The organism is Streptosporangium sp. NPDC006013 (genome assembly GCF_040614275.1).
GTDB lineage: Bacteria > Actinomycetota > Actinomycetes > Streptosporangiales > Streptosporangiaceae > Streptosporangium.
In genome coordinates this window covers 25,565-37,431 of sequence record NZ_JBEXUE010000035.1, presented here as the reverse complement: position 1 = coordinate 37,431, position 11,867 = coordinate 25,565, and the positions used below count along the sequence as shown (strand labels likewise).

The 11,867-nt window shown below is 66.3% G+C and carries 9 protein-coding genes; 4 read left to right on the top strand and 5 right to left on the bottom strand.

Annotation, left to right across the window (positions count from 1 at the left end; genetic code table 11):
- The coding region (locus ABZ260_RS08400) for a hypothetical protein (RefSeq protein ID WP_355614378.1) at positions 1 to 1,663 on the bottom strand (1,663 nt) is incomplete at its 3' end.
- Between the two features lie 1,784 nt (positions 1,664 to 3,447).
- Here ABZ260_RS08400 and ABZ260_RS08395 point away from each other — a divergent pair.
- Genes ABZ260_RS08395 through ABZ260_RS08385 form a run of 3 tightly spaced genes read left to right on the top strand, consistent with a single transcriptional unit; the run spans position 3,448 to position 6,832 of the window.
- The gene (locus tag ABZ260_RS08395; RefSeq protein WP_355614375.1) at positions 3,448 to 4,533 is read left to right on the top strand and encodes an epoxide hydrolase; all 1,086 of its coding nucleotides are present in this window, start codon (positions 3,448 to 3,450) and stop codon (positions 4,531 to 4,533) included.
- Positions 4,530 to 5,999, top strand: a complete 1,470-nt coding sequence (locus tag ABZ260_RS08390) for an MFS transporter (RefSeq protein WP_355614372.1) — start codon at positions 4,530 to 4,532, stop codon at positions 5,997 to 5,999. The genes ABZ260_RS08395 and ABZ260_RS08390 overlap by 4 nt, the downstream gene beginning before the upstream one ends.
- Positions 5,996 to 6,832, top strand: a complete 837-nt coding sequence (locus ABZ260_RS08385; RefSeq protein WP_355614369.1) for an NAD(P)H-binding protein — start codon at positions 5,996 to 5,998, stop codon at positions 6,830 to 6,832. Before ABZ260_RS08390 ends, ABZ260_RS08385 begins: the two co-directional genes overlap by 4 nt.
- A 272-nt stretch (positions 6,833 to 7,104) precedes the next feature.
- Here ABZ260_RS08385 and ABZ260_RS08380 read toward each other — a convergent pair whose 3' ends face one another.
- The 4 genes from ABZ260_RS08380 to ABZ260_RS08365 all read right to left on the bottom strand — a co-directional run bounded on the left by ABZ260_RS08380 (position 7,105) and on the right by ABZ260_RS08365 (position 10,705).
- Positions 7,105 to 7,677 (bottom strand): DUF6461 domain-containing protein, encoded by a 573-nt coding sequence (locus ABZ260_RS08380; protein ID WP_355614366.1) that lies wholly within the window; start codon positions 7,675 to 7,677, stop codon positions 7,105 to 7,107.
- Positions 7,678 to 7,889: 212 nt separating this feature from the next.
- The gene (locus tag ABZ260_RS08375; protein WP_355614363.1) at positions 7,890 to 9,065 is read right to left on the bottom strand and encodes an MFS transporter; all 1,176 of its coding nucleotides are present in this window, start codon (positions 9,063 to 9,065) and stop codon (positions 7,890 to 7,892) included.
- Between the two features lie 663 nt (positions 9,066 to 9,728).
- Complete coding sequence (locus ABZ260_RS08370; RefSeq protein ID WP_355614360.1) at positions 9,729 to 10,343, bottom strand: NAD(P)H-dependent oxidoreductase; 615 nt, start codon at positions 10,341 to 10,343, stop codon at positions 9,729 to 9,731.
- Between the two features lie 68 nt (positions 10,344 to 10,411).
- The gene (locus ABZ260_RS08365; protein ID WP_355614357.1) at positions 10,412 to 10,705 is read right to left on the bottom strand and encodes a hypothetical protein; all 294 of its coding nucleotides are present in this window, start codon (positions 10,703 to 10,705) and stop codon (positions 10,412 to 10,414) included.
- Positions 10,706 to 10,829: 124 nt separating this feature from the next.
- Here ABZ260_RS08365 and ABZ260_RS08360 point away from each other — a divergent pair, with 124 nt between their 5' ends.
- On the top strand, positions 10,830 to 11,444 hold the full coding sequence (locus ABZ260_RS08360; protein WP_355614342.1) for a TetR/AcrR family transcriptional regulator: 615 nt from the start codon (positions 10,830 to 10,832) through the stop codon (positions 11,442 to 11,444).
- The last annotated feature ends 423 nt before the right edge of the window (positions 11,445 to 11,867 follow it).

Genomic DNA, 11,867 nt, shown 5'->3' with positions numbered 1-11,867 from the left:
GCACGGCCACCGGGTCATTTTCATGAGTGGGGTAGCTGCCCTTACCGGGCACGAACGGAACCTCCCGCGCCTGCGACACCCCAGCGAAATGAACCCATTTCTCAGCCTCGTCGTATTCGGCGAACGACGCGACGGGCTTACCGCTTGACCGCCTCAGGTGCCGGTTGAGCGCCGTGCGGGCCTCCTGCAGGGCACCGTTCTGCAGGGACTTGATGATCTCGCTCGACCAGGTGTCCACCTTCTGCTCGATGGTGTGGAGCTGTCCCTGGATCTGGGTGAGCTGGGCGATCGACACCTGCTGCAGTTTCAGGACCTCGTCGAACTTGCCCAGCATCTCGGTGTAGATGACGTTGAGATTCTTGTTCACGGCGTCGAACTGCTTGTACATGACGGTCTGGAGTGTGACCACCTCCTGGCGGAGCTTGCCGAGCTCGGTCAGGATCCGCATCTCTATGCTCGGCTGACCGGCCTGGAAGAGCGGGAGCAGGGCTCCGATCGCACCGAGGATGTTCCCGGTGAGCACCACCGACCCCAGGGAGAAGATGGCGTCCTGCAATCCCTTCCCGGCGATCTTCGGGAGATAGTCGTTGATGGCGCTCGCGACCTTGACGGCCGCCTCGCCGAGGTACTTCACCCTCCTGCCGCTCTCCTTGTCGGCGAAATCCACGACGCTGACGAGCCCTTTGAGTCCCTGCTCGACGTGCTTGATGTACTTTCCGCGTTGCGCGGCGCTCTCCTGCGCCCGTTCGAAGGCGGACTTGCAGTCGGCCAGGGCATCCGTGCGGATGGCGACTCCGGGCGCGCAGGGCGGTTCCGCGGGAGCGGAGGTGCTCCAGAGGAACGCGCCGTCGTACGTGCTCTGCAACTCGTCGATCGCCTCGACCGCGTCCTTGATGATCTTGTTGTTCGCCGCCAGCAGGACGCCCAGCCTCTTGTCGACCTCCTGCTGCCATCTGGGGTCGCCCGGTGAGTACTTGAGAATCTCGCTGAGCCCGACCACCTCGTTGAGCTCGGCGTCCGCCAGGAACTCCGCGGTCGTCGCACTGGCGGTGATACCGGATCGGACACCGACCTGGGAGTTCCAGACCCGCACCGCGGGGTGATCCGCCCCCAGGTCCAGCGCCACCTTCCGGATCCGGCCCGCACCGGCGAGGCTCACCTCGTCCAGGAGAATGGAGGTCTCCTGGTCGGTGTACCGCTGCGCGGCGAGCGCGTCCGACCAAGTGTCGTACCGCGAGATCGGCGAGATGACCAGGTCGCGCAGCGCATTCTTGACGGTGGCGGCGACCCCCTCCATTCCCGGAACCCGCGCGCCCACCTCGGCGATCCTGGACATGAGGTCCACGCTGTCCTTCGCGTCGGCCTCCGAGCCGAGTTTCTGGTCGATCTGTTCCGAGGCGGCCTGAAGCCGGCTGAGATACTGCTCCTCGGTCAGCCCCGGCGAGGTGAGCACGAGTGTCCCCAGATACTCGCTGAGCAGACTGTCCCTGTACGGCTTCGGGCTCTTGAGGTGCGTGGCCGTCGCGTGCAGCCTGGTGTTCAAAGCCTCCTGTTGCGCCGGCGACGGATCGGCGTACACCGGAGGGGCGAACGTTGCATGTGTCAGGCTCGCGGTGAGCACGACGGTCATCACCGTCGCGACCAGCCGGCTCAGCCGGGACACCCGTCCCCGACGTTGTGGGCGGTCAATTTTTCTCCATCTCGACCTCACTGAGGGTCCTCTCGCATAGATGCCGGCCGGGGGAGTCCGGCCGGAGTGAACTCGGCGATGGGGAGGCCACCTGTCCGAGGTCACGCCGCGAGAGCTCGGGGCTACGGCCTTCCGCGAAGCCGTGCCTGGTGACACACCTGGTCGACGGCCGGCCCAGGTTTCCTCGTTATCCGGCACGGAGACTGCTGGGGAGGCGAGCTGCCGCTACGAGGTCGTCATATGGGTTTCCAGAGCAGATGCTCCGCGCCCAGCACGCGGAGGTGACGGACTCGGCATCGTCGGCCGGCGCGTGTCGTCACCGGCGTGGCGGGGGCCGATGTCATCCCATGTCGTATTCGATTCACACCCATCTGGTGCGGCTTCTCCGTCAGCAGCGCGTGAGTCCACCCACATCCGGGAGAGGAGGTGCCCGCGACGTTCCCACCGGCAGTGATCGCTGCCACGCTGCTCGGTTGCCTGCGGATGTCGGCAGGAGGCCGTACGTGTCCCATGACACTTCCTGAATGCAAGCCTGATCGAATGATCGAAGCGTCACTCAAATCGCTTATGAGGGACTTATGGGAACTTGGATGCCCCCTTTTAGTTCATCTTTAGTTCATCGTTGTGCTGGTCGGAAACAGCCACGGACAGACAGGCAGCAGGCGTCGACCCGGCCACCCGCCCAGGCGCCAGATCACGGAGAGCTGCGACGATATGGGGTTTACTCGGAGACCTCCGGCGGTGTCGGGCGAGTGATCGGTGACGACGTGTGATCAGGTGGTGGAAACCGCGATGGGAACGAGGGCGACCCTCATGCCGGGGTTGAGTCGCTCCAGATCCCGGATCTTGTTATGGCTCTGACGTTTGAGACCGAGAGTGTCGAAGTAGTCGGCGCCCAGGTCCTGGAAGCGCAGGCCTTATCGGTTCCGGGTTGGCCATTGATCTGCCCAGACGGCCGGCAGGACCTGGAGTTGATGCAGGGTCTTGTGGAGGGTCAGACCACCCCGGCTTCCTTTGGACCGGTCAGCCGAAATCCGCCGGGAATGGGTGGGCGACTTCAGCCGCTTGGAGAGGTCTTCACCGTCCGTAGCGGCAATCTGATGAGCCGCCGGACGTGGAGGATGCCCCCGTCGTCATCCTCGACAACCCTGGTGCCTGACCCAGTCATCGGCTGGCCCCCTCGTCACAGCGCGGCAGTTCACCCGCTCCGAGAACGTCCGCTGACTTTTCGCTGACTCCAGCCTCGGAGCCCTCAGCGGGCACCGCACCGCGCGATCCCGGCCACCAACGACCTGCACGCCACCTGAGCAGCAAAAAGGCCCGGTTCCATTACCACCATTTCATCCCAGCCTTAGGCGAGCTCACCGCGGTCGCGCTGCTGCGCGGCCGCGCCATGTGAGTACGGCGAAGCCACGCGCCTGACCGCCGCGCATCAACCGAGCCCCGCCAACCCACCGCGGTCGACCTGACCGACGCTCGGCAACGAGCCGCCCACCCTGCGGCCAAACCTCGCGTCCTTCCCCCGGCCCCCGACCACAAGACCGGCGAACTGCCGAAAAGTAGCAGGTGACCGATGGTCTCGTGCAGCGGCCCGGATTCCTCGTTCACGCGGCCTTCCCACTGATCAGGCACAGGCCTTACCTCTCTGGGCAAGTCTACGGCCAGGAAGTTGACATAGAAGCCTTTTGATAGTTGTGAAGTTGACAGTTGGAAAGGTGCTAGTTAACGTCAATGCCCTCAGAGCGAAGGAGAGGATCATGATTAAGTCCTTCCGCATCGACATCCCCCAGGCCGACCTGGACGACCTGGCCGACCGGCTGGCTCGTACCCGCTGGCCTGACGAACTGCCCGATGCCCAGTGGGACTACGGCATCCCACTGGCGCGAGTAAGGGAACTGGCCGAGCACTGGCGCACGACGTACGACTGGCGCGAGCACGAGGCCGAGTTGAATCGGTACCCGCAGTTCACCACCGAGATCGACGGGCAGAACATCCACTTCCTGCACGTACGATCCACCGATCCGGACGCGCTCCCGCTCATCCTCACGCACGGCTGGCCCGGCTCGATCGTGGAGTTCCTCGACGTGATCGGCCCCCTGTCCGAGCAGTTCCACCTCGTGATCCCGTCGATCCCCGGATTCGGCTTCTCCGGCCCGACGCGGGAACGCGGCTGGGGCACATCCCGTGTCGCCCGAGCCTGGGCCGAACTGATGCGCCGGCTCGGCTACGACCGGTACGGCGCTCAGGGCGGCGACTGGGGATCGGGAATCTCTCGCACGTTGGGTGCCGTCGCCCCCGACCACGTGATCGGCGTACACGTCAACTACCTGCCCACGCCCCCGCCTCCGGACGGCGGGGAGGACGACCTGTCCGAGCAGGACCGCGCCCGGCTGGCGCGGATCAAGCAGTTCCTCGCCCAGCGACCTGGATACATGGTGCTGCAGGCGACCCGGCCGCAGACTCTGGCATACGCACTGACCGACTCACCGGTCGGACAGCTGGCCTGGATCTCCGAGAAGTTCACCGAATGGGTCGATCCACGATCCGAGATCAGCGTCGACCGCATCCTCACCAACGTCATGCTCTACTGGCTCACCGGCACCGCGGGCTCCTCGGCGCGCCTCACCCGTGAGAGCGCGTTCGGCGGCCCCTTGCCGTGCCCGCCTCCCATGGGCGTGGCCGTCCTCCCGCATGACATCACCCTTGCCATACGCGCCCTCGCCGAGCGGACGTACACGATCACGCACTGGACCGAGTTCGACCGCGGCGGTCACTTCGCCGCGATGGAGGTGCCCGGACTCTTCATCGACGACGTACGGACGTTCTTCCGCGACCTGCGGTGACCGATGTACACAGTCAGTTGGCGCCGCCCCCCACAGCGGATCGGCGGCGCTGGTGGGCGCTGGTAGCGGTGGCCGTCGGGCAGCTCATGATCGCGGCGGACGCCACCATCATGAACATCGCGCTGCCGACCGTTCAGCAGGAGCTGGGCCTGACCGGCTCGCAACGGCAGTGGGTGATCACCACCTTCGCCCTCGGCTACGGCGGGCTGCTGCTCCTCGGCGGCCGACTGTCGGACCTGATCGGCCGCAAACGGTGCCTGCTGATCGGGCTGTCCGGTTTCGCAGTCGCCTCGATCCTGGGCGGGATGGCGGTCGACCCGGCCATGATCCTCACGTCCCGGGCGTTGCAGGGCGTGTCCGGGGCGCTGTTCACGCCCTCCGTCCTCGCCCTGATCGGCACCACCTTCACCACGCCTGACGAGCGTGGCAAGGCGTTCGGGGTCTACGGCACGGTCATGGGAAGCAGTTCCGGTGTCGGTCTGGTCCTCGGCGGGCTGCTCACCGACTACGCGGGCTGGCGCTGGAGCCTGTTCGTGAGCGTGCCCATCGCGGCCGCCGCGGCATTCGGTGTCGTCGTCGCCGTGCGCGACACGCCCCGCCATCATGGCGGCACCCGGGTGGACGTCACCGGCGCGATCCTCGCCACGGCAGGCCTCATGGCACTGGTCTTCGGGTTCAGCCAGGCGGAATCCGATGGCTGGACCGCAGGCTCAACACTGACCGGCCTCACGGCGGGGCTCATCCTCCTGGCTCTGTTCGTCTGGTCCCAGAACCGGACCGCCCATGCACTGCTGCCACTCCGCGTCGTCCTGCACCGTCGGCGAGGCGGCGCCTACCTGGCCGTCCTGTGCATGGCGGCCGGCAACTTCGCCGGATTCTTCTTCCTCACCTTCTACCTGCAGAACGTCCTGGACTACTCCCCGCTCAAGGCCGGGCTCGCCTTCCTGCCCTACACCGCCGCCATCGTCCTCGGTGTACGTCTCGCCCGCAGGTTCGTCACCAGCGCCCCGGTAAGGCTCCTGCTGAGCCCCGGACTGGTCGCGACGGCCGGGGGACTCGCACTGCTCGGCCTGCTGAGCGCCGACAGCGGCTACCTGACGCACCTGCTGCCCATCGTCATCCTGCTCGGACTCGGCAATGCCTGGGTGCTGGTACCCGCCAACAACACCGCCACCCTCGACATCGGAGCGGACGCCGGAGTCGCCGGCGCCACCGTGATGACCTCGATGCAGATCGGTTCCTCACTGGGAATCGCCCTGCTCGGCAGCCTCGCCGGATCGGCCGCCACCGGCTTCCTCCAGACCCACCCGGGAACCGCCGACCTCACCACACGGGCCACCGTCCACGGCTACAACCTCGCCGGCCTGACCGCCGCCGGATTCCTCTGCCTCGCCGCCATCGCCATATTCCTGATCATCGGCCCCAAGAAGCACACCCCGCAGAAAGAAGGAGACCGCAACCAATGATTCTGGTAACCGGTGCCACCGGAAACGTCGGCGCCAACATCGTCCGCCAATTGCTCGACGCGGGCGAGAGGGTACGGGTCATCACCCGTAATCCCCGCCCCCGCGCGTTTCCGGATGAGGTCGAGGTCCTTCCCGGCGACCTCACCCGACCGGAAACACTGCCGGCGGCGCTGGACGGTGTCGATCGGGCATTTCTGTTTCCCGCCTTCGGCGCGCTCGACGGATTCCTCGACGCGGCGCGGCGGGCCGACCTGCCGCACGTCGTACTGCTGTCCTCATCGGCCGTCGCATACCCCACGCCCGGGTGGATCGGGGAGCGGCATCTGGAACTCGAAAGGGCCGTCGCCGCATCAGGGTTGCCGTGGACTTATGTGCGCCCTGACGCGTTCATGACCAACGACCTCGCCTGGGCACATCAGATCGCCGACGGCGGAGTCGTACGCGGAGCCTACGGCCAGGCCGCGACGGCCCCCGTCGACCCGCGCGACATCGCCGCGGTCGCCGTCCGCGCCCTCCTCGACCGGCATGTCGGCAAAGCATACGTACTCACCGGACCGCAGTCGCTGACCCAGGTCGACCGCGTGAGGATCATCGGCGAGACGATCGGGCGGCCGTTGCGGTTCGAGGAGCAGCCCAGGAAACAATTCAGGGAGCAGCTACTCCAAGGAGCACCCCCGCCGGCGGTCGATTTTCTCCTCGACCTGCTCGCCTCGATGGACGGTATGACCGCGGAGGTACTGCCGACCGTCGAGGAGGTCACCGGGCGCCCCGCCTTCACCTACGCCCAATGGGCCACCCACCACGCGGCGAAATTCAATTCGACGCCGGCCTGACAGCAGCGTTTCGGGGACCCCGAGAACCGGCTCGCGCACGGCCGCGTGCGCTTCCTGAGCTGCGGGGACAGTCCTTCGCCGTCCGTGGCCGTTGTCACCCAGTTGGTCACTCAGCTCTCAGCCGGACAGCTCGGAAGCGGGTGATGTGGAGTTGCTTGGACTCGGCGGGATCGCCCGGCGACCTGCCCTGCGATGGCCTGAGTGTTCACCTCTACCGGTTCACCCGCTCTGAGCTGCGACTTCAGGAGGAAAAGGCTCACTGTCGGCCAACGTTACGATTTGGCCGGTTCCGGGACGACGCCCCACATCAACGTAGCGCCCTTCAGCAGTTGCTCCGTCGCCCTGATCCCGGTCAGGTGCTCGACGAGCAGGAAAGCCGGCCCTCGGTAGAGCCTGGGACCCGATGGGTAGAGCCTGTCGATCTCCGCCATCGTGTCCACGAGTTCGTCCGGGATCTCCGTCAGATATCCGTCATCGCCGCCCCAGGCGAATCGGATCTCGCCGTCCTCACACCAGTAGAAGTAGTCCACGTCCTTGATGCCGAGTGCAGCTTGGGAGACGAGGCGGGTGCCCTCGGAGAGTTCAGTGATCACGTCTTCGCGGGTGCCGAGCCAGTCAGAGTCGAAAACGAACGTCCAATCGCCGATGGAGGTGACGCCGAGAGGCTTCTCAGAGCGTGAGTAGTGATCCGGGTCGCCGGGGAAGGGACCCGGCGTGAAGTCCTCCCATCGACCGCCGAGGCGGGCAACCACCTGTTCAGGCGTGGCACGGATGTAGATGAAGCTGTAGCACTCCTCGGCGTATTCGCCGCAGAGCCAAGATGTATCGAAGGGCTGCATAGTCATGTCGTCATGCTGTCAACCGCCACCGACAGGCACAGAACCCGGTCGTCACGGGACGATGGGGCCGGGCGCGATGCGGTGTGACGTACCTTGGCCGGCGTGAACTCAGGATTCCAGTGATCAATGAGCCTTTTTCATCCCCGGCCGGGCAGCTCGGGAGCTGGTGATGTGGAGTTGCTTGGACTGGGCGGAATCGCCCGACAAAGAGCGCCGGCTCAGCGGGATTTGGTGAGTGACCATAGGGATACCGCCATGAGCAGAGCGGTCAGCCCGCCACAGATCATCACGGTGGAGACCGAGAAGGAGTCGACGACGCGGCCTCCGAGGAACGCGCCGAGGGCGAAGGTCGCCTGGAAGGAGGAGGTGAAGACGACCGCGGCAGCTTCGGGCGTGTGAGGGGCGGCGGTGATGAACGATGCCTGCGAGCAGACGGGCACGCCTCCGTAGGCCAGGCCCCAGATCACGAGCAATACCACGGCGCCGACGGTCGTGCCGCCTACCGAGGGCAGCAGCAAGGTGGTGGCCGCGATCAGGCAACCGCAGGTTGCGAAAGCGGCTCGCAGGCGTGTGGCGGTGGCTTTGCCGGCCAGGAAGTTGCCGGCGATTCCGGCGATACCGTACGCCAGCAGGACGGCGCTGACGGCTGTGGGAGGCAGGCCGGTGACGTCCTGGAGGAATGGCGTGACGTAGGTGTAGGTGCCGAAGTGGGCCAAGACGATGAGAAAGGTGGCCAGCAGGGCGATGGTGGCCCCCCGTGCGCGCAGCAGGTCGAGCAGGACGCGAGGGCTGGTGACCTGGTGGGCGGGCAGCGGCGGCAGCAGCATCAGCAGGGCGGCCAGGACCAGGATGGCCAGCGCGGCCAGCACCAGGAAGGCGGTTCGCCAGCCGGCGAGGTTGCCGATGAAGGTGCCGGCCGGTACGCCGAGTACGGAGCCCAGTGGCACGGCGGAGAAGATCACAGCGGTGGCGGTGCCTACGGCGTGCGGCGGCATCAGGCGGCCGGCCAGCCCGGCCCCGATCGACCAGAAGCCGCCGATGGTGAGGCCGACGAGCACCCTGGAGATCAGCATGGCCCAGTAGGAGGTCGCCACTGCGGCCAGCACGTCGGCGGCGGCGAGCACCGCCATGAGGACGCACAGCATCACGCGGCGGTCCAGGCGCGCGGTGGTCAGTGTGACGATGGGTGCGGCGACCGCGGCGACGATGCCGGGCAGTGTCATGGTCAGCCCTGTGGTGCCGTCGGAGATGCCGAAGTCGGCGCCGATGGCGGTCAGCAGGCCGATGGGCAGGATTTCGCTGGTGACGATGGCGAAGATGCCCAGCATGAGCGAGGTGACCGCGAGCCAGCTGGTGACGGGCGAGCGGGGCCGGGCGAGCGTGGTGGTAGACATGATTCCCGTTCAGGCAGGTGCGCGCGGCGTGCAGGCACCCAGCCAAGCAGTGATGAAGCAGCGGGCACTGGCACTTTTCGGACGCAACCAACGAGCGGCCCACACGGCCGCCGAGCCACGCAACCTGTTGCCCGCCTACGCCACTGATCCGAGTTCACGCCTGACACCGTCAAGCGCAGGCGCCCGGCAGTGATCGACTTTCGTGGTCAGGTCACCCGGGCAGAGCCGACTGACATTTCCGCAGGGGGTTCGCGGCCCTACCCGGTGGGCGACGGCTTTGGCTGCGGCGATAAGGATCTTGCGCTCGGTAGTGACTGCCAGTGCCTTGCCATTTACTCGGACCCGATTCGGAAACCCCTGAAACGACAAGATCCCGCCTGATCGCGATGATCAGACGGGATCCCGTCAACTTCAGCCCAGCCGTTTCAAGAACGGCTCCTGGTGGGGTGTTCACGAGTGTGACCGAGCCGTGCCGATAACGCCCTGGCGAAGATCGCTTCCCAACCCGCGTGTGATCGTTTCCCAGCCGATCGTGGCCGTTGGCGTTCTACCAGGCGCTGGAGATCCGAGTTCCCCGGCTGAGCCGCTACAGCACCGAGAGGACTGATCCGAGGTGTGCGAGCCCTGCAACGCCTCCGCTGCTCCCCTCCGGGCCTCTCGGCTCTACAGCGACCGCTCCGCCTCCTTCGATTGCGCGGTCCGCGCTACGAGCTCGTCAAGCATGAGGGCGACGTACTTGGTCGGATCGGCGCTCGGCGTGAAGTGGACATGGTCCTGGAAGTCGTCGGCGAGGGTCAAGGCGACCGTCGTGGACATGGCGACGACTTCCAGATCGTTGACGATCTGCCGCAGGTGTTCGACGGCTCGAGTACCGCCCTGGATGCCGTAGCCGACGAATCCTGCGGCCTTGCCGTTCCACTCGGCGTACAGGAAGTCGATGGCGTTCTTCAGCGCACCGGGAACCGAGGCGTTGTACTCGGGGGTCACGAAGACGTACGCGTCGAAGGCGCCGATCTTCTGTGCCCAGGCATGGGTGTGAGGGTGGCTGTAGTGGCCGGCGCGCGGTGGGACGGGCTCGTCCAGATGGGGTAGCGCGTAGTCAGCGATGTCCACGACCTCGAAGGTCGCGTCGTCGCGGCGGGCGGCGAGGTCGTGCACCCAGGCCGCGACGGCCTCGGCCTTGCGCCCCGGGCGAGTGCTGCCGACGATGATCGCCACCTTCGGTCTGCTGGTGAGCTCGGCTTGGTCACCGGCGGGCGGTTGGATGGTGGATCGCATAAAGGGTTGCCTTCCGGAACGCTCATGTACGTGTCTGACTTGGGGCTCAAACCGTTGATCGGGTGACGTCAGGGAAAGCGGTAGGCGCCTACTTCCTGCAGCACGGTGACGACAGGCGACTCGTCGCACCGCTCGTCCAGGGTGGCCCGGTAGCGCTGGAAGGCCTCCACCTGCTGCAACACCCCGGGACCGTCGGCCATCTCGGCCACGTCCACGAAGGTCACCCCGTCGTCGAGCCGGAAGGTGGCGTAGCGCAGGCCCTCTGGCCGAACCGCGTGCATGTCCTCGTAGACGGCACGCAGCAACTCCAGTTCACGCTCCACCTGATCGGGCTTGATCTTCCAGCGGATCATCACGTGCATGACGGGCTCCTCGCTTTGGCTATCAGGATCGGCTGTCACCGTGCTGCGGTGACCGTCGCCCAATTTCAAACGACAGCATGTATTTCAAAATACATGCTGTCAACTCAATGCTAGGATGAGGCCCATGGCTACCCGGAAGTACGAACAGCGCCTCCGCGCGGATGCGGCGCAGGAGACCCGGCGCCGCATCCTCGACGCGGTCTACCAACGGCTGCGCGAAGCGCCATCGGAACCGGTCAGCATCGATCGCATCGCCCGCATGGCGCGCGTCGCGCGCCCTACCGTCTATCTCGTCTTCGGCTCACGCGCCGGGCTCTTCGACGCGGTCGGCGCGGACCTGCTGCAGCGCGGCGGCTTCGACCGCATGCTCCAGGCGTCGGCCCATCCCGACGCCCGCGAGGCGCTGCGCGGCGCGATCCACGCGATCGTCGAGATGTATGCGCCCCACCAGGACGTATTGCGCGTGCTTGCGTCGATGGCGCTACTGGACGCCGCCGCGGTGGGCGGCGCGGTGCAGCGGATGGAGCAAGGCCGCGCCGCCGGAATGGCCGAGCTGGCTCAGCACCTGGACGAGCAGGGGGCGCTACGCCCTGACGTCACCCTCGACCAGGCCACCGACCTGCTCTGGCTGCTGACCAGCTTCGACAGCTTCGACCTGCTGCACACCGGCCGCAACCTGCCCCTCCACCAGACCGCGACGACACTCACCACCACCGCCGAACGAAGCCTTTGCCGATAACGACTCCGCCCCGCCCCTTTTCCCTGCTCGGCCCCACCGCTTTCGTGCAGGTCCTTCGTGACGGGGACGTCGGCCTGGCACCACCCGGATCTCCCCGGACACCCACTCCACAGCGGTCCCAAACCAGGACAAACCCGATTCGGAAACCCTCGAAACTGACTTCTCGCAGCGAAGGTTGAGCGTTGTCAGCGAAGTTTGAGTGAGGGGAACGCCGTAGGTGAGAGGGCTGCGCAGCGCCTTCGAGACATGGCGGCACGGTCGCGCATGTGCCTGGGGCCGCAGCGGTTCCCTCATCCCAACGTTCGACACAGCGCTCTGACCTGCGCGCTTAACCATCGGTGAGAAACCTGGCGGTCACCAGCCTTCGGCGATAATGCTCAACCTTCGCTGCAAAAGATCAGAAACGACAAGATCCCGCCTGAT